We start from the raw sequence: 19403 nt of genomic DNA on the forward strand, positions 1-19403 counted from the left end.
ACAAGCGACTATTTGCTCTCTGCGTAAAGCAAAGCTCTTAGAGGGAGGGTCCAGTCTGTATTCAGCGGCGCGTATTCTTCTCGAAGCACGTTTTTCTGTATTTTCCCGGTGGGCCCAAGCGGCAGAGAGGAAACAAAGAAGTACTTCAACGGCCTTTGAAATGGTGCAAGCTGACTATTGGCTATTTGTCTTAATGCACGTTCAGCAGTATTATTTGCTACACAAACCGCTACGACGACTTCACCTAAAAAGTCATCTGGAACACCAATTACGCTGACTTCGTCAATAACATCACAGGTGACCAATACGTCTTCAATGTCCTTTGGGTAAATATTAATACCACCCGAAATGATGATATCCTTCTTCCTCGATACGTAACTTAAAAAGCCTTCATCATCCACTTTTCCAACGTCGCCGGTTCGAAAGAAACCGTCTACAAGACTTCGCGAATAAACATCGTCTTTGCCATAGTATCCGTTAAATAAAAGTGGTGATTTGACGACGATTTCGCCAATCTCCCCTTGAACGCAATCGCTTAAGTCATCGCGAAGGATTTTTACCTCGATATCTTCACAAACAGTGCCCACGGTTGCATATTTTTTATCAGCATCTGAAGGGGAGAGGTTCGATACTATAGCAACTTCCGTTGTGCCGTAAATCTCATGAAAGTTGCAGCCCAAATGTTTAAACAAATCGCTTTTCAACTCATTGGAAATGGGCGCTGAAGACGAAACAATGGTGTTAAGAGACTGCAGTCTATTTGAATTCGAAACCAAATCATCTTTAAGCGCTTGTAGGTGAGAAGACACGGCTATCACGAAACTGACTTTGTATTTGTGCACGTCTGCGACCCAGTCTGCGGGTGTAAAGCGTCGCATATAAACGAGCGTTGCGCCCGCCGCCAATGCAACAAAAACGTGTCGTTGTCCTAATGAGTGGAAGAAAGGCGATGCACACAAAACAACATCGTCTGCCGTTAACCCGTAAAGCTGTATCGTCTGCTGTGCGCGTGCGAGTTTTGTGGCTTGATCCACCATGATGGGTTTCGGGTCACCCGTAGATCCAGATGAAAACGTGATTAAAAAATCATCGATATCAGTGTTGCCCATGTCGACACAGGCGTCTGTGGTAGTTAAGCGCACAGTGTCAACTTCATTGCTCGTCAACAGCACTTTTGCATCTATCGTACGGCAAGTTTTGACGAACTTTTCATCGCAAAAAACAGCATTCGCGTCGGCAGCGTTTACCACGGTTTTCAGCTGTTCGCGCGTTAGCTGGCAGTTGACCGGTATGAGGGTACTGTTGGTCTTGGCAAGGCAAAGAGCCCACGCGATAAGGTACGGGGCACTCTCTGACATCACCACCATACGAATGGGGTGTGAAATATCGGTTTGTAGGAGTAATGATTCACATTTTAAAGTCAGTTCAAAAAGCTCGTGATAGGTGTAACTTCGTTCATCAAAATAAAGCGCTACCTTATCTGGTTGGAGGTTTTTAATTGCCTGAATATGTGAATATAACGCCCTCATTAGCTGTCACCTCGTTTCGCATAGACTAACCTCGCTAATGGCCCGACAGTGCGAATAGACTCATCTGAAAGCTCATCGATAGAAAACTTGATTTCAAACTCACTTTCTAACGTGATAACGAGGTTTAATATAGAGAAAGAATCTAAAATGCCGCTCGCTGCGAACTCAGTGGCAGCGTCAATTGATGGCGCAGCCTCGCTCGTGTTCTCTTCTATGTATTCAACAATAAACTGGGTAATGTGACTTTGTGACATGTGCGTTCCTTAATCAATGACGTCCCAGTGAAGGCGGTCGCCAACTGTGAGCTTTGTCTTTGCTCTTCTTCCTAAAATTTGATTTTTGAACTTAGGGTCAAGGCCAAAGCCGGGTCGCACTGATTTGATGTTGTTTTCTGTAAACACCTCACCTTTTTCCATGTCGCCGGAGACGTAGAGAGAGCGTTTACCGTTTTTGTTTTTGAGTGCTTCAGGGGTCAAATCGTAGTTAACGGTTCCGATAGCTTTCTCTGCGGCTCTTATTTCACTGATCATTTGTTGAAACTCAGAAATAGTCAACGAAAAGAAACTGTCTACGGTTTCTTCTGAATTGTCGAGTTTGATGTGTTTTTCGATAACACACGCCCCTAACGCAACGCCAGCAATGCTTACACCAATGCCTACTGTATGATCAGAAAGTCCAGCCAGGCAATTAAAGGTGTCCTTTAAATTAGGTATGGTTTTTAAATTCACTTCCTCTGGAGGGGTAGGGTAAGCGGTTGTACACTTGAGTAAAACAATATCGTTACAACCGTGCAGTCTTAAATGGCTTACCGCGTTGGCGACCTCACTTAAATTGGCCAGCCCAGTCGAGACAATGACGGGCTTACCGGTTTTCGCAACCTTTTCGAGAAGGGCAAGATCGACGATTTCAGGCGATGCAATTTTATAAACCTTACAGGGGTACTGCTCAAGTTCATCGACTGAACTTTCATCGAAAACTGAACCGAATAATTCCACACCCAATTTTTGCGCTTCTTCAAACAGCGTGGGAAGCCATTCCCACGGCGTATGGGCGTACTCATAAAGTTCGTACAACGAATTGTACTTCTCCCACGCATTGGCACGAGGAATAAGAAAGTCCTCTTTTGACGACTTAAGCGTTATTGTATCCGGCCGGTAAACTTGAATTTTTATCGCGTCGGCGCCAGCGCTGTGCGCTGCTTTTAATAGTTCGATGGCGTTGTTAATATCGCCACCATGATTTCCTGAGAGTTCAGCGATGATATAGGCCTGTTGCCCTTCACCAATGTGTCTGTCTCCAATAGCTATATGTTGCATGTTATCGTTCTGCCTCTAGTGATACCCATTGCTTGCTCTCATTAGCCTTACTTGCTGCATCTAATACTGTCAGCCCTTCGTGGGCATGTGCCCAGCCAAAAACATAGGGTGATGAAAATGATTTAGTTTCTTTGAATTGCGTTAAACAATCAGCAAGGTCATTGTACAAGTTGGCAAATGCTTCGATAAAGCCAGAAGGGTGCCCCGGTTTAAACCGCTCTCTAATCTCTTCTTTGTGCTCGCAATTTCCTCTGTCGACAATGACGCGACGGCTATCAGAGTGCGCAATATGAAGGTGTTCGGGATCTTCCTGTACCCAGGTTGCACTTGCTTTGTCACCGTACAAGGTAAACTTTAAACCATTGCGATGCCCCAGCGCCGTCTTACTTACCCAAAAGTCTGCTTTTAGCCCTTCTTTATATTCCACCCAAAAATGGGCGTCATCGACGATGTTGTCAAAGATAGAGAAGTTATTGAAATCGCCCAAAACTGAAGCGGGGGTTTGCCCGGTAAGAAAGCCGCAAAGGTGATGGACGTGGACACCGAGATCGAGTAAAAGCGTTGGGATTTCACCATCTTGCAGACGCCAAGGCTGTGGATGCATTTTTTCAGGTGGTTGAATAAAGCCATCCGACGGCATTTCGATGCGCATTTTTATTAGCTTTCCAAGATCACCATCGTCGATCATTTTCTTCAGCACTCGAACCATGGGATAACCACTGTAATTAAACGTGACCCCTAAGAAGCCACCGTGTTTCTCTAAAGCCTGTTTTATTTTTAGTGACTGAGACAGGCTGGCAGCCATGGCTTTTTCGCAAATTACCGGGATATTATTCTCAAGCAGGCGGCAAACGATATCCACATGGTCTGGTGTAGGCGTCAGTACGCACATGGCATCGACTTCGCGTTTTTTTTCATCGATGTAGCGTTGCCAGTCACTGTAACACGCGTTTTGTTCTAATCCCCAAACACCTCCTGTTTCTACGGAACGGTTGAGATCTCGGCTGAAACAACCCGATGTAACCTGCCAGCGATTATCGAGTTGGCTGGCGCACCAGTGTGTGTAGCCCACCGCTGAACGGTGTGCGCCGCCAATAAAACCTAGTTTCAACGGTTTGTAATTCATACTTTTCGTTGTCATGACGATTGAACCTCTTTCGTGCAAGGCACTTTCATTACGCGCTGAAATTCATCACTGTTCGCGTGGGGGAATAAGCTTTGACAAACACTATCATAAGCATGCGTCGCGGGTATTTCTTCAAACCCAAGATACTTGTTGAGCAATTGTACAAATTTATTGTCTTTGTGAATGACTGCAATCCACGGGGTGTTGGGAAAGTTTTCTTCACAGTGTTTTAACTGCCACTGCAGTGCGACCAACGCACTTTGGAAGTTGGTTTCTTTTTCTACGACAAACCACCCCCCAATAAGAAACGTTTTGTCGTCAACCACTACGCTCTCATGCCAGATGTAAAGCTGTGGTACTTTGTTTTCGTAAAGTAAATACGAGTGGCGCTTCGTGTTAAACCACCATGTATAGTGGTCAAGCTTTGAAATTTCGCTGTGGTCAATCATGCGAATTTGATTTTTGGGGTGGTTTCTCGCCGCCAAATAGCGGTTGATGTGAGTGTCGTCAATCGTTTCGAGTTCATACCCATTGCACAATGGAATAAAGATTTTACTTATGACGTTGGTGGTAGTTTTGTCAATCTTATTATTATAAATAGCATTGTAAATTCTTTCACAGCCTAACGTATCGACGTTCACCACGGCAGTGTCGCCAAGCGCTTTAACTCTTTTATGCTGTTGGAGAAATACGCGTAAGCAGGCGGCTAATTTTGGCAGCACCCCTTCATCAAAGCTCGACATATGAAAATAGTGACCAATATCCTCAAGATCGGGTATGTCTGAGTTTTGGTTGTCTGCTATAGAAAAGGACAACATGGGTATGTTGAGTGCGCGAAGTTGATAAAGAATGCCGCCGGCGGCACCTATGTATAGATCTATGTTCTTTAGTTGTGAGAAAAGCTCGGTTTTCCCTTGAAGCACTTCTACATTGGTGCACGACTGAAGTTTCGCAATCGATATATTGTCGTGGGGCCCTACTACCAGCATGAGTATTACGTTGCTCGGCAGCATTGCAGCTAAAGTCATGACCTGAGCGGTGTTTAGAAAGTTATGACCGACCATGATACGACTATGTTGCTGTGAGGAAGGTGTGAGTTCGGCTCGCGCAGGAGCTTGTCCTGGTAAAGCAGGCACTAACGCATAAGACGGCCCTAACAAATGGACGGCATCTGGGTTGGTGAGTCCTTCGTAAGCCGAAGCGGTATTGCTACCCCGCCATTTAAAATCAATTAAAACATCGCAGTAATGCCTGCGTTTCACATCATCGAAAACCACAAGCTTTGTCAAATGCGGTGCTACTTGCTTCTCCCACGCTTCATCTATGCTGTAGTGATCAACGATAAGTGTCGCGATGTTTTCCGATTGAATAAGACTAATGACTTCATCAGCCGCTCTCGTTGTAACGATACACTGAAAATCGTCTAAGAAAGAAGCAATGTCTTGTGAGTACCAGTCAACCGCGAATAAGCAGTCAATGTTTTTATCAGCCAGAAAGCGCGCTAGATCTCTGCATCGCACAAGATGGCCTAGCCCTTTTTCTGGTAACGTTGAAACGACAAAAAGACATCGCATATCAAGCCGTTCCTTTGATGCTGTTATTGGCTCTAAACATTGCTTCTGCTCTAGCCCAGTCGTCTAACGTATCGATGTCTTGCACCAAATGTTGCGGCAAGACAATAGGCAAACTGTGATTTTCAAACATATTGAGGCCCTTTAAGAAGGCATCAGCTTTACCCCAATAAAACTGCCCTGCATCGAAAAACGCCTCTTCCAAATCTTGAGAGCGAGTATTGAAATACTCCGGGTTAAACATTTTGACGCCTTGGTTTGTTGTTTTCCTAAACGCTCGTTGAATTGGCGACGGGAAAGGGCAAATACCAAACGCATACTCTTTCTGAGGTTGTTCGATAAGTTGTTGATATGCAGCAGTAAGGACATGTGAAGACACAAAAGGCGCGGTGGCGTAAAGCGTACATACATAGTCCAGACTGCCCCAATTTGATTGAGCCCAAGTGATAGCGTGTTGAATTACTGGCAAGGTGGCGCAGTGATCATCTGACAAAGCAGCGGGCCGCATAAAAGGCGTTTGTGCGCCCATAGACCGTGCTACTTCTGCAATTTGGTCATCATCGGTGGAAACCAGCACGTGTTCAAACAAATGACTTTCTAACGCCGCTTTTATAGAATACCCAATGATAGGGGTGCCGCAAAAAGCTCTGATATTCTTTTGGGGTATACGTTTGCTGCCACCACGCGCCGGTATAATACAAATGTTAATAGGGTCACCTCAACGAGTTAGTTTCAATCTCTTCTAGCTGGAGTTTTTGCATAAAATGTCAGTTTTCGTTTCTTATCATACCGCTATATTGAAACACTTGATTCTATATCGGTATGTTCTCGCAAAACTTAACAGACGAACAAAATTGGAAGAATAAAAATGTACAATAATATATACACTTACACGCCGCTAAGCACCTCTTTTACGGTGTGAATGATGAATTGTACTTCGTTATCAGTGAGTGATGGAAACAAGGGCAGCGTAATCACTTGGCGATAATAGTCTTCTGCCTGTGGAAAGTCGCCTTTTTTGAATCCTAGGTCGGTATAAAAGGGTTGAAGATGGATCGGAATATAATGAACATGTGCAAAAACACCACGCGCGCGTAAATTCTCTATAACCTGTCGATGCGTACTTTCAGTCAGGCGTGTCGCTAATATGCAAAATAAGTGGTAACTGCTATAGCGATATTCGCTGACAGCAAGTGGTTGAATGAAATCTTCGTTTGCAAACCCCGCAGCGTATTGCTTTGCTATTGCATTTCGACGGGCAACATAGTCGTCTAATTTTTTTAACTGGCTAAGGCCAAGTGCTGCCTCGACATCATTCATGCGGTAGTTGTAACCCAGCGTTACTTGTTGGTAATACCAAGGGCCATGCGGCGACTCAGTCATTTTATCCGGATCAGATGTCACGCCGTGACTACGCGCCAAACGCATCTTTTCAGCGAATGCTTCACTGTTAGTAAGCGCCGCTCCCCCTTCAATGGTGGTGACTATTTTAACGGGATGAAAACTGAATACACAGATGTCCGAATAGGCACAGCAACCAACGGGTTTGTCTCTATAGGACGCGCCTACAGCGTGAGACGCATCTTCAATGACATAAAAATTATATTGCTTGGCTAACCTTGATATGGCTTCCATATCACAGGACTGACCTGCAAAATGAACAGGAATAAGCGCCTTAGGTAAACAGCGTTGTTTTTTAGCAAGAGATAGTTTTTCTTCCAGCTTTTTAGTGCACATGTTGCCAGTAGAGGGATCGATATCTACGAAATCTATGCTAGCACCGCAGTAAATTACGCAGTTAGCAGAAGCAACAAAGGAGTTAGGTGATGTCCATATTGTGTCGCCTTTTTTAATATCTAAGGCTAAACATGCTAAATGGAGGGCAGATGTGGCGCTGTTGACAGCCACCGCATGAGCGGCATGCGTGTAGTCAGTCAGTGCTTTTTCAAATCGCGGAACCGCAGGCCCTTGAGTCAACCAATCCGACTTCAATGTGGAGACTACCGCTTCTATGTCACTTTCATCTATGTGCTGTTTACCGTAAGGGATCATTTAATACCTTCGTTGTTGAATGAGGCTATCTCGTCTATATTTAAAAAATGGCTATTAGTATCTGAGACGTATTCAAAACCTGATTCTACATGCGTGCCGCTTTCATTGAGCGCATTTTTCGTGAAATCGTTGCTTCGGTGGAAAAATTTAATCGCGGGCGCAATGACGTAGTGATCTTCATATTCGAAGGTATGAAACGCCATGTCACCAGGGCACATCATTTCGTGGAGCTTTTCACCCGGCCTAATGCCCACGATTTTTATAGGCACACCTGGTGCCATAGCTTCGGCCAAATCGGTGATTCTAATTGATGGTATTTTAGGGACGAATATTTCGCCGCCAAGCATCCGCTCGAAATTCTTTAAAACAAAGTCTACGCCCTGTTGAAGGGTTATCCAAAAGCGGGTCATATCTGCATGTGTAACAGGAATATGGTCTGTACCTTCTGCAATGAGCTTTTTGAAAAAAGGAACAACCGAGCCACGAGAGCCTACTACATTTCCATATCTCACTACCGAAAATCGAGGCTTTCTTGAGCCCACCATATTATTAGCCGCTACAAATAGTTTGTCGGAGGCAAGTTTAGTAGCGCCGTATAGGTTTACGGGGTTAGCCGCTTTATCTGTCGACAAGGCAATAACTTTACTTACCGAGTTGTCAATAGCTGCGTTGATAACATTCTCGGCACCATCGATATTAGTTCGGATACATTCAGTGGGATTATATTCAGCAGCAGGGACTTGTTTCATAGCGGCTGCATGAATAACGTAGTCCACGCCCTGCATTGCTCGGGTAAGGCGGTCTTTGTCTCGCACATCGCCGATAAAAAAACGCATGCAAGGCGCATTGAATTTTTGCTGCATTTCAAATTGCTTCAATTCATCGCGAGAATAAATGATTAAGCGCTTTGGTTTATAGCGTGATAACAATGTTTCAGTGTACTTATGACCAAATGACCCAGTACCACCCGTTATCAAAATAGATTTGCCGTCGAACATGCTCCGCTCGCTTTTTAATGGTTGTAAATTAAATATACCATGTGTCGGCAGTATTGCCATAAACCATTAGTTTTTAAAGAGTCTCTGGTGTTAACGCTGACCAATATTAGCTCTTGATATTTGATGTTTTTCAATGAGTATATTAAACGATACGTCCGATACAAACGCTCACTCGCCTTTTGGTTGCCTATTTACTATACTGTTACAAAAGTAATTTGAGAGGATGTTGGTAATGATCAAAGTTGGTTCTGATTCTGGTAGTTTGCCACTTGGCCAGGTTCAAGAAAAGCAGAATAATCTTTTTGAGAAGTTGGCATCAGGGAAAAAAGTAAACAATGCGATGGATGATGCAGCAGCCCAGCAAATCATCGACCGATTAACTTCAGAAGTCGAAGGTAACCGCCAATCATTAAACAACGTTTACGACGGTATTTCGGTGGCGCAGGTTGCAGAGGGCGGCTTAGGCAGCATCAATGACGATGTCAACCGCATTCGTGAACTTACCTTACAGTCTGGTAATGGTGTTTTGAGCAGTGGCGATCGCCGTGCTATCCAATCTGAAATTACGCAATTACAAGAGAATATCTCCCAAACCATTGAGCAAACGAATTTTGCCGGCAAGCCGTTATTATCTGAAAATGGTTCACTCGAATTCCAATCAGGCTCAAGCGCGGGACAATCAATAAGTGTAAACACGCAAGATGTTGCTGCACAGTTGAATGATATTTTATCTATCGACGTTACGTCAGGCACTAGCATTGATGACGCCTTAAACGCGGCAGACTCTGCCATTGAAATACTAGGTAGTGCCAGGGGCGATTTAGGCGCTACGCAAAATCGTTTCGAAAGTGCAGCGCGTTCACTCACGCAAGCTAACGTAAATACCGCAGAAGCACGAAGCCGTATTCAAGATTTAGACTACGCCCAAGCGGTATCACAACAGGCATCAAATGATGTTTTAGGCCAAGCATCACTCACCGTTCAAGCGCAAGCGAATCAGCAACAAAGCCAAGTACTTTCATTATTGAGTTAGGCTATTTTCTACAGGTTTGGTTAAATTTAATCGAAAGAAGCAGGGTAACCTGCTTTTTTTATTGATATATTTCCCAAAACAGCGGTTGCGCTCCGATCTTTTGTCGTTACAATTTAGAAATGCGCTAAACTGGACATAATAACAAAGCGTTCTCGGGGAATTGATGAAGAACATTTTGCTGATTAGTGATAATCAGGAACTTATTCAAAACTTGGAAACTATCGTTACCTTCATGGGAGAATCGTGTCAGTCACGAGGCTTCAGTGAATGCGAGGGATACCTCCATGAAAGTGGCGCTGATGCCGTGCTTATCGAGCACCGTTCGTCCACTGTTGTAAGTAATCTGGTAGAGAAGTTTCCACACATACCATTTGTTGCATTGGTTGAAAGTAATACGCAAGCGTCAGCCAGCTGCAATCTAGTTAGTGTTATTGCTACACCGTTAACCTACCCTGTATTAACGCAGGCTATACATCGTTGCCAAGAATACTCAAGGCGCAAACCCGGTTTATCTCGTGCTACAGGCACAAAAACTCGATTGTTTAGAAGCCTTATTGGTAAGAGTGAGCAAATTCAAATTGTTAGGCGTTTGGTAGAGCAAGTAGCGCCGACCGACGCCACCGTATTGATATTAGGTGAGTCCGGTACGGGTAAAGAGGTAGTAGCGCGTAACGTTCACTTTTTATCTGAACGTAAAGACGGGCCATTTATTCCGGTAAACTGCGGTGCCATTCCTGGCGAACTGCTGGAAAGCGAGCTGTTTGGTCACGAAAAAGGCGCGTTTACTGGCGCAATCAGCGCGCGTAAAGGCCGTTTTGAGTTAGCGGAAGGCGGTACGTTGTTTCTGGATGAAATCGGTGATATGCCGCTTCAGATGCAGGTTAAATTATTGCGCGTGTTACAAGAGCGTACCTTCGAGCGCGTAGGCGGCAACAAGCCCCTTCAGTGTAACGTACGCATCATCGCCGCGACGCACCGCAATTTGGAAACCATGATCAGTGAAGACAAGTTCCGTGAGGACTTGTATTACCGACTCAACGTGTTCCCAATTGATAGCCCTGCACTTAGACAAAGAAAAGACGATATCCCCTTACTGCTCCAAGAGCTAAATAGTCGTATCCAAGGTGATGGGGTGGAAGGTGTGCGCTTTACCGAGCAAGCGATCGCCTCGTTAATGGAGCACGAATGGGCGGGCAACGTTCGTGAGCTGTCTAACTTGGTTGAACGCTTAACTATTCTTTATCCTGGTCAAATCGTTGATATCGCCGATTTACCTGAGAAATATCAATACGGTGATGTACAGGCTTACGAGCCTGATTATCCAGAAGAAATTCTTGAGCGTGAAGCATTCAATGCACTCTTTGCTGAAGCGGCCGCGCAAGAGCCAGAAGAAGACCTTAACGAGCAAAGCCATGAGGGTCTGAACGGAATGGTTTCTTCATCTTTACCTGAAGAAGGGGTTAATCTCAAAGAGTACCTTTCCGAGTTGGAAGTAAACCTCATTAGACAGGCGTTAGACAATCAAGATTGGGTGGTGGCTCGAGCTGCCGACAAACTTGGTATGCGCAGAACAACGCTTGTCGAGAAAATGCGGAAGTACGATATTCAACGTACTGAAGAAGCGTAATGTCAGGTAATTGACGTTGCGCTTTCCTCTATAATTTCATCCTATCTAACTGAAAAATAAGCCAATGATGAATTGGCACATCTTCTGCTTTATCTAAGTCATAGTTTAACAGCGTCTGCAATTTGACGAGGGCAATATGGCTTTTGACAGCACACCACAATCAACTGAGTACTCAACATCAAGCTATGCGTTAGATAGTATTGATAATGCGATATCTCGTGATGAATACGACCCCTCAAGCAGTGACGATATTTCGTCTTTACGGTTGCAGGCGAGTCGGCTTGAGCACTTACTTCAGGTAATGCCTGCTGGCGTTATCGTTATAGACGGTAAAGGGATCGTGCGCCAAGCCAATGAACAAGCGAAAGCACTGTTAGGTGAACCGCTGGAAGAGGAAGTGTGGCGAAGTATTATCACGCGCTCATTCAAGCCTCGCGCTGATGACGGCCATGAAGTCTCACTTGTTGACGGTCGCCGAGTGAAGCTTTCTATCACGCCATTAGAAAATGAGCCTGGGCAATTAATTGTTATTACCGACTTAACCGAAACGCGGCAGCTGCAAGCACGCGTGAGTCATATGCAGCGCCTGTCTTCTCTTGGAAAAATGGTGGCATCCCTTGCTCACCAAATTCGTACGCCTCTTTCTGCGGCCATGCTCTATGCGTCTAATTTAATGCGCAAAGGCTTGGGACAAGAAGCACAAACTCAATTTGCAAACAAGCTAACTGACAGGCTTAAAGAGCTAGAGAGTCAGGTTAACGACATGCTGCTTTTCGCTAAGTCAGGGGAAGAACAAGTGGTCAGCCAAATTAGCTTGGGAGAGTTGTTTACTTCAATTGAAGGCAGTGCCCAAACCATGACGGCTCAAGCACAGCAAACGCTAACTTTTAGCGGCTTCGATAAAAACGTATCTATTACCGGTAATCTTACAGCGCTTCAAGGCGCGTTATTAAACCTTGTTCACAACGCGAGCCAAGTTACTCCGAAAGGGGAGTGCGTGCACGTAGAAACTGCAGTGTCTGATGAACGTTTGCATGTGGCTATTATAGATAAAGGTCCTGGCGTACCGGATAAACTCAAAAACAAAATTTTTGAACCGTTTTTCACAACTAAAACTCATGGCACGGGCCTTGGTCTTGCGGTGGTTAAATCCGTCGTACACGCCCACAACGGTTTGCTTAGCGTATCAAATATGCCAGAAGGTGGGGCGTGCTTTAGTGTGTCTTTGCCGTGTGTGGTGAACGCTCAATCTTCACAAACATTGACTCATGTTGCGTAGGTCATAGGAGAGAATAATGTCTAAAACTACCATTTTAATTGTTGAAGATGACGCCGGTTTACGCGAAGCACTCCTAGACACCCTTCTGTTAGGTAACTATGAGGTTGTTGCTGCTGACTGCGCTGAAGAAGCGTTAATGGTGCTATCTTCGCGCTCCGTCGATTTAGTGGTAAGCGATATTCAAATGGGCGAAATGAGCGGCTTAACGCTACTTAAAAGTATCAAAACTAAGTACCCCAATATGCCGGTGCTATTGATGACAGCCTATGCCACTATTGATGATGCCGTGCAGGCAATGCGCGATGGCGCAACAGATTATCTATCCAAACCGTTTGCCCCAGAAGTACTGCTTAATTTAGTGGGACGCTACGCGCCGGCTCAAAAAATAGAGTCACGCACGCCTATTGTTGCTGACCCTTCAAGCTTGAAGTTACTTGAGCTTTCTCGCAAAGTCGCGAAGTCGGACGCCACTGTGATGGTAATGGGACCAAGCGGTTCTGGTAAAGAAGTGCTGTCTCGCTATATTCACGATCAGTCGCCGCGAAGTGATGCGCCATTTGTCGCCATCAACTGTGCAGCCATACCAGAGAACATGCTAGAAGCGACCTTGTTTGGTTACGAAAAAGGTGCGTTCACCGGCGCAATCCAAGCGTGCCCGGGTAAATTTGAACAAGCCCAAGACGGTACGCTGTTACTTGATGAAATAACCGAGATGGATTTGGCGCTTCAAGCTAAACTGCTACGCGTGTTACAAGAGCGCGAAGTAGAGCGTCTTGGCGGACGTAAAACCGTTAAGCTCAACGTCCGTGTAATTGCTACAAGTAACCGAGATTTGAGAAAAGCAGTGGATGCGGGAGAGTTCAGAGAAGATTTGTACTACCGCTTAAATGTATTCCCTATTGAGTGGCGCCCGCTATCGGAACGTCCGGGTGATATTGTCCCTCTCGCAGAGCATCTAGTTCAGCGTCACGCTAGTTCTCAAGGGCTGGGTACTATCAGGTTAAGCGCAGCAGCACGCAATAAGCTGTCACAATACAGCTGGCCAGGGAACGTTCGCGAACTAGAAAACGTGGTTCAACGGGCGCTTATTTTATGTGAACACAATGAAATCGACGCCAGCGATTTAATGATTGACGAAGACATGACGGCACCTGTTGAAACACTGCAAGAGCATGTTGAAGAAAATAGGTTAGGGTCTGAGCTTCGTTACCAAGAACACCAAATTATCCTCGATACATTGGTGTCGTGTAACGGCAAGCGTAAAGATGTGGCAGAAAAGCTCGGCATTAGTCCAAGAACCCTTCGTTACAAATTAGCGCGCATGCGCGAAGACGGTATTGAAGTGCCCGCATAAGGTCGCTTTCTACACTTTCGGTTTCCTCGTCCTTATCCGTCGCCTCTGTAGTAAAGAAGGCGGCGGTTTTTTGTTGCTCACACTAAGTCAAACGCCATAAATTTGGCTAACCCTCTCTCTTTTGATGTATCCTGTTGATATATATAGTTTTTTAAAGTTGGCAAGCCCTTTGCTAAATCCCCTCTATACATAAGTTATACGCCGATGTTCAGGCGGTCTCGAAAAAGCACTAGGAGTGGTTATGGACGTTAAAGCCAATAGTTTGTATCAAGAAATGCAGAACATGATTGGGCAAACTCGTCTTCAAGTTAATGAGCCTCAACAGCAGCCGCTTAGTGAAGTTAATAGCTCGGCCAGTGATTTCTCGACCATGCTTAAGAATGCGGTAGATGGTGTAAACGGCATGCAGCTTGAGTCAAAAGATGCACAGCAACGTTTTGAAATGGGCGACCCAAGTTTAAGTTTAGCGCAAGTTATGCTGACGAAAGAAAAAGCGGGCATTGCTTTTGAAGCCACTGTTCAAGTGCGTAACAAAGTACTCGAAGCCTATAAAACAATAATGAATATGCCGGTATAGGTGGAGTAGGTTATGGCTGAAGCTACAGGTACAAACCTTACGGTTCCTGATCAGAATCAAGCAGTGGACAATGAGCCAGAAAACAAATCTGGTTTTATGGACACCTTAGGCAGCGCTGACATGATGCGCCAAATGGCCCTTGTGGTCGTTTTGGTAATCTGCGTCGCCATCGCTATTTTTATTCTTATTTGGTCGCAAGAACCTGATTACCGCCCCCTTGCGAAAATGGAAACCCAAGAGCTTATTGAAACCCTCGATTATATGGATGCGAACCAAATCGACTATAAGCTTGAAGGCAATATTGTTTACGTAAGAAGTGACGAATTCCAAAACATCCGTTTAGGCATGACCCGCCAAGGGCTAACAAAGGCCTCTGATGCCGGTACCGATATCATTATGCAGGATATGGGTTTTGGTGTAAGCCAGCGTGTTGAGATGGAACGTTTAAAACACGCCCGCGAGCAACAAATCGCGGCTACCATCGAAGATATCGCAAGTATTCAAAAAGCCCGTGTCTTGCTAGCTATGCCTAAAGAGAACGTATTTGCGCGAAGAGAGAAGAAAGCGTCGGCAACCGTTGTACTAACGGCTAAGCGCGGTGCCGTTATTGCAGGTGAAGAGGTTGATGCTGTTGTCGATATCGTTGCGTCTGCAGTGCAAAACATGGAGCCGTCTAAGGTAACCGTAACAGACAGCAATGGTCGTCTGCTTAACTCAGGCTCTCAAGATTCTATGAGTGCTCGTGCCAGAAAAGAATACGAGATTGAGCGCCAGCGTGAGCAAGAGTACTTAGAAAAAATTGACGCGATATTGATTCCTGTATTGGGCATAGGTAACTACACAGCACAAGCTGACGTTACCATGGACTTTACAGCTATGGAACAAACACAGCGTAGCTACAATCCTGATTTACCTGCGGTTCGCAGTGAAATGATAATGGAAGAAAACAGCGTAGGTGGCGGTGTTGGCGGTATTCCTGGTGCACTGTCTAATCAGCCTCCGTTAGATTCTAATATTCCAGAAAATGCTGTGGGCGGCAGTCAACAAACTATGCCGGGGCGCACAGCGAAAGAATCAACACGCAACTACGAACTTGATACCACTATCAGTCATACCAAGAAACAGACCGGGGTTATTCGCAGATTAAGTGTATCTGTGGCGGTGGACTATACCCAAGTTGCGGGTGAAGACGGTGCGATGACGCCAACACCGCGTAAACAAGAAGAGATTCTCAACATACGTAGGCTTTTACAGGGCGGCATTGGCTTTGACGTTACCCGTGGTGATTCGTTAGAAGTTGTAAGCGTGCCCTTTACTCGGATGGACGCAGGGGAAATTGAAGACGCGCCTATTTGGGAGCAGCCCGGATTTCTACCAATTCTTAAGCTAGTTGTTGGTGGCTTGGTTATAATAGTGCTTATCATCTTCGTGATTCGTCCTATGCTACGTCGTCTTATTAATCCTGATGAGTCGAACGACGCCGATGAATTTGATGCAGACGAAGGCTTAGATTTAGGCGACGACACCATTAGCATGTTAACGTCTGACTTTGACGAAGGACAGGTAGGTTTTGCGCCAGATGGTTCACTCATGCTGCCTGACCTGCACAAAGATGAAGATGTACTTAAAGCCGTACGTGCCCTTGTGGCCAATGAACCTGAGTTATCAGCCCAAGTAGTGAAGGGCTGGTTAATGCAAGACGAGTAGTGAGATAAGATTATGGCTGAAGAACTTGCCAATGTTGACGAGCCGTCATACGACGTCAGTAAATTAGAAGGCGTAGAAAAAGCGGCCATCTTGCTGCTGAGTCTTTCTGAAGAAGACGCCGCCCAGATATTGAAACACTTAGAGCCCAAGCAAGTACAAAAGCTCGGTACTGAAATGGCAAAAGTGGACGATATGACGCAAACCAAAATTACGGCGGTTCATAAGCACTTTATCGAAGAAATTCAGAATTACAGTACCATTGGCTTCCAAAGCCAAGACTTTGTTAAACGTGCGCTCACAGCCGCGTTAGGTGAAGATAAGGCCGCAAACCTAATTGATCAAATCCTGATGGGAAGCGGAGCAAAAGGCCTAGACTCATTGAAGTGGATGGATTCTAAGCAAGTAGCCAGCATTATTCGCAATGAGCACCCGCAGATTCAAACTATCGTATTGTCTTATTTAGAGCCTGAACAAAGTGCTGAAATATTGGCGCAGTTCCCTGAAAAAGTGCGACTCGACTTGCTAATGCGTATAGCAAATCTAGAGGAAGTTCAGCCGGCTGCACTACAAGAGCTGAACGAAATCATGGAGAAACAGTTTGCAGGTCAAGCGGGTACACAAGCAGCCAAAATGGGCGGCTTGAAGTCTGCAGCGAACATTATGAACTACCTAGATACCGCGATAGAAGGTCAGTTGATGGATGCTATTCGCGAGCAAGACGAAGAGATGAGCCAGCAAATTCAAGACCTGATGTTTGTATTCGACAATTTAGTCGATGTAGACGACAAGGGTATTCAGGCCATACTGCGCGAAGTACAGCAAGACGCGCTGCTTAAAGCCATTAAAGGTGCTGACGAAGAGCTTAAAGACAAAATTATGCGCAATATGTCTAAGCGTGCTGCTGAAATGCTTAACGACGATTTGGAAGCGCTTGGTCCTGTGCGTATTAGTGAAGTGGAAACAGCGCAGAAAGAGATCCTTTCTGTTGCCCGTCGACTTTCTGACTCTGGCGAAATTATGCTTGGTGGTGGCGGTGGCGAAGAGTTCCTGTAGGAACGTTAACTCCGTCACTCATTGAGTCTAGGTAAAAATATGACGACCAAAAGAAGTTTCAGCGAAAACGAAGTAAACGAAGCTAAGAAATGGGATTTACCGTTCGTTGACGACCCTACTGCACCGCGAGATAACGAACCCACCAACGCGTTAAACAAACGTTCAGACTGGAAGTATGAACCACCTGAAGTTGAAGAAGAGGTTAAGCCCCCGACCGCTGAAGAAATAGAAGCTATCCGTCAGGCTGCGTATGATGAAGGCTACCAGGAAGGCAAAGAAAAAGGCTTTGAAGAAGGGAAAGCGCAAGGCCTTGAAGCAGGTTTAGCGGAAGGTAAAGAGCAAGGTCACACCGAAGGGCTTGAACAAGGGCTTGAAGAAGGCCGCCAGCAAATGACGGCACAAGCCGAAGTGTGGCAAATGCTTGCTGAAAAATTTCACGACCCACTCTCGCAAGCCAACGATGAAACCCGAGATCAATTGGTAAAACTCGCCGTTACTCTTGCAAAAGCAGTTATTAAAACAGAGGTAAGTACTAACCAACAGGTTATAATGCAGGCGTTAAGCGAAGGTATTAAAGCGCTACCAATTAATCAAGCTGACTATCAAATTCATATGAATCCTGAAGATATTGAATTGGTAAAAGCGCATTTTGGTGAAGAGGAAATGACCAAAAAAGGCTGGAATTTGGTTGAAGCACCAGCAATGGAACGCGGTGGCTGTGACATTACCACTGCGCAAAATGCCGTAGATGTGTCGATTGAACGTCGATGCCGAGACGTTATCGATAAGTTCTTATTGAACCAAGGTTTGTCTGATGACTAGCCCTTGGCATGCCCATTTTGAATCACTTACTAAACAAGTGACATCGCCACCCGTTGTTGCGGCGGGGAAATTAGTCCGGGGCATAGGGCTTACCCTTGAAGCTGTAGGTTGCCAGCTGCCGGTGGGCAGTCAATGTTTAGTGCAAACCATCGAAGGCGAAATAGAAGCTGAAGTAGTTGGCTTTGGTGATGATATTACCTATTTGATGCCCACTGAAGCGGTTCGCGGTATTGTGCCAGGGAGTCGCGTTATGCCGTTAAACCGGCAAAGCGGTTTGCCGGTAGGTATGGGACTGTTGGGTCGTGTGGTCGATGGCAACGGTCAGCCCCTTGACGGACTGGGTGAAATCAATGCCGAAGCGCGAGCTCCCACTACGCGTCCTCCTATGAACCCGCTCATTCGCCGTCCAATCAACACCCCTATGGATGTTGGCGTACGTGCCATCAATGCGTTAAATACGGTTGGCGTTGGTCAGCGTATGGGGCTTTTTGCAGGAAGTGGCGTGGGTAAAAGTGTGCTACTTGGCATGATGACCCGAGGCTGTGAAGCCGATGTGGTCGTGGTTGGGCTTGTAGGTGAGCGTGGCCGAGAAGTAAAAGAGTTTATCCACGAAATACTGACAGAAGAAGAACGCCAACGGGCGGTTGTAGTGGCAGCGCCAGCCGATACTTCGCCGCTTATGCGATTGAAAGGATGTGAAACTGCGGTAACGATTGCTGAGTACTTCCGCGACAAAGGTATGAAGGTGCTGTTGCTGATTGACTCGTTAACTCGCTATGCCATGGCGCAGCGTGAGATTGCATTAGCTGTGGGTGAGCCACCAGCCACAAAAGGTTATCCGCCTTCGGTGTTTGCTCGGCTGCCCGCACTAGTAGAACGTGCAGGTAACGGCAGCGAGCGACAGGGCTCTATAACGGCTTTTTATACGGTGCTAACCGAAGGTGACGATTTGCAAGACCCCATTGCCGACGCCGCTCGCGCTATTTTAGATGGTCACGTGGTCTTGTCGCGTGCACTTGCTGACAGCGGTCATTACCCCGCTATCGATATTGAGGCGTCAATAAGCCGTGTAATGCCCATGGTAGTGAGTGACGAGCATCAACTGATGGCGCGCCGTATTCGTCAGGTTTATTCAAACTACAAACAAAACCAAGACCTCATTTCTATTGGCGCTTATGCGAAAGGATCAGACCCGCGTATTGATCTGGCAATTCGCGCAGAGCCTGCAATCAACGCTTTATTGCAGCAAGGGATGAAACAAGTCATACCGTATGATGAGAGCTTAGAAGGCATGGCTGCACTGGCTAAAGGGCTGGGGCAAGGCTAATGTATAGCGCTGCAATGCAAGTTAGCTTGGCT

The 19403-nt window shown here is 45.8% G+C and carries 17 protein-coding genes; 9 read left to right on the forward strand and 8 right to left on the reverse strand.

Features of this window, described 5'->3' with window-relative positions; all coding sequences use genetic code 11:
* Positions 1–8 precede the first annotated feature (8 nt).
* From MHN09_RS00710 to pseB, 8 genes are all read right to left on the reverse strand, one after another.
* On the reverse strand, positions 9–1529 hold the full coding sequence (locus MHN09_RS00710; RefSeq protein ID WP_239238583.1) for a class I adenylate-forming enzyme family protein: 1521 nt from the start codon (positions 1527–1529) through the stop codon (positions 9–11).
* A complete protein-coding gene (locus tag MHN09_RS00715; protein WP_239238586.1) occupies positions 1529–1783 on the reverse strand; it encodes an acyl carrier protein in 255 nt (84 codons plus the stop codon). The genes MHN09_RS00710 and MHN09_RS00715 overlap by 1 nt, the downstream gene beginning before the upstream one ends.
* A 9-nt stretch (positions 1784–1792) precedes the next feature.
* On the reverse strand, positions 1793–2845 hold the full coding sequence (gene pseI, locus MHN09_RS00720; protein ID WP_239238589.1) for a pseudaminic acid synthase: 1053 nt from the start codon (positions 2843–2845) through the stop codon (positions 1793–1795).
* A gap of 1 nt (position 2846) precedes the next feature.
* A complete protein-coding gene (locus MHN09_RS00725; protein WP_239238592.1) occupies positions 2847–3986 on the reverse strand; it encodes a Gfo/Idh/MocA family oxidoreductase in 1140 nt (379 codons plus the stop codon).
* On the reverse strand, positions 3983–5545 hold the full coding sequence (locus MHN09_RS00730) for a hypothetical protein (protein WP_239238595.1): 1563 nt from the start codon (positions 5543–5545) through the stop codon (positions 3983–3985). Before MHN09_RS00730 ends, MHN09_RS00725 begins: the two co-directional genes overlap by 4 nt.
* A gap of 1 nt (position 5546) precedes the next feature.
* Positions 5547–6251, reverse strand: a complete 705-nt coding sequence (pseF, locus tag MHN09_RS00735) for a pseudaminic acid cytidylyltransferase (protein ID WP_239238825.1) — start codon at positions 6249–6251, stop codon at positions 5547–5549.
* A 179-nt stretch (positions 6252–6430) separates the two neighbouring features.
* On the reverse strand, positions 6431–7594 hold the full coding sequence (gene pseC / locus MHN09_RS00740) for a UDP-4-amino-4,6-dideoxy-N-acetyl-beta-L-altrosamine transaminase (RefSeq protein WP_239238598.1): 1164 nt from the start codon (positions 7592–7594) through the stop codon (positions 6431–6433).
* A complete protein-coding gene (gene pseB / locus MHN09_RS00745; RefSeq protein WP_239238601.1) occupies positions 7591–8592 on the reverse strand; it encodes a UDP-N-acetylglucosamine 4,6-dehydratase (inverting) in 1002 nt (333 codons plus the stop codon). Before pseB ends, pseC begins: the two co-directional genes overlap by 4 nt.
* A gap of 232 nt (positions 8593–8824) precedes the next feature.
* Between pseB and MHN09_RS00750 the strand changes: the two genes are divergently transcribed.
* The 9 genes from MHN09_RS00750 to fliI all read left to right on the forward strand — a co-directional run bounded on the left by MHN09_RS00750 (position 8825) and on the right by fliI (position 19371).
* Positions 8825–9625 carry a flagellin gene (locus MHN09_RS00750; RefSeq protein ID WP_239238604.1) on the forward strand — a complete coding sequence of 267 codons (801 nt, stop codon included), beginning with the start codon at positions 8825–8827 and terminating at the stop codon, positions 9623–9625.
* 163 nt (positions 9626–9788) lie between these two features.
* Entirely contained in the window at positions 9789–11252 is a 1464-nt protein-coding gene (locus tag MHN09_RS00755; RefSeq protein ID WP_239238607.1) for a sigma-54 dependent transcriptional regulator, read from the forward strand.
* Positions 11253–11388: 136 nt separating this feature from the next.
* Positions 11389–12531, forward strand: a complete 1143-nt coding sequence (locus MHN09_RS00760) for an ATP-binding protein (RefSeq protein WP_239238609.1) — start codon at positions 11389–11391, stop codon at positions 12529–12531.
* A 16-nt stretch (positions 12532–12547) separates the two neighbouring features.
* Entirely contained in the window at positions 12548–13885 is a 1338-nt protein-coding gene (locus MHN09_RS00765; protein WP_039224852.1) for a sigma-54 dependent transcriptional regulator, read from the forward strand.
* A gap of 241 nt (positions 13886–14126) precedes the next feature.
* Positions 14127–14462, forward strand: a complete 336-nt coding sequence (fliE, locus tag MHN09_RS00770) for a flagellar hook-basal body complex protein FliE (protein ID WP_014997639.1) — start codon at positions 14127–14129, stop codon at positions 14460–14462.
* A gap of 12 nt (positions 14463–14474) precedes the next feature.
* Positions 14475–16169: a flagellar basal-body MS-ring/collar protein FliF gene (gene fliF / locus MHN09_RS00775; RefSeq protein ID WP_014948631.1), complete on the forward strand. Its 1695-nt coding sequence runs from the start codon at positions 14475–14477 to the stop codon at positions 16167–16169.
* A 12-nt stretch (positions 16170–16181) separates the two neighbouring features.
* Entirely contained in the window at positions 16182–17222 is a 1041-nt protein-coding gene (gene fliG / locus MHN09_RS00780) for a flagellar motor switch protein FliG (RefSeq protein WP_014975903.1), read from the forward strand.
* Between the two features lie 39 nt (positions 17223–17261).
* On the forward strand, positions 17262–18044 hold the full coding sequence (gene fliH / locus MHN09_RS00785; RefSeq protein ID WP_239238611.1) for a flagellar assembly protein FliH: 783 nt from the start codon (positions 17262–17264) through the stop codon (positions 18042–18044).
* Positions 18037–19371: a flagellar protein export ATPase FliI gene (fliI, locus tag MHN09_RS00790; RefSeq protein ID WP_239238613.1), complete on the forward strand. Its 1335-nt coding sequence runs from the start codon at positions 18037–18039 to the stop codon at positions 19369–19371. The genes fliH and fliI overlap by 8 nt, the downstream gene beginning before the upstream one ends.
* Positions 19372–19403 lie beyond the last annotated feature (32 nt).

The sequence above is a fragment of the Alteromonas sp. MmMcT2-5 genome, from assembly GCF_022348315.1.
In the GTDB taxonomy this organism is placed as follows: domain Bacteria; phylum Pseudomonadota; class Gammaproteobacteria; order Enterobacterales; family Alteromonadaceae; genus Alteromonas; species Alteromonas macleodii.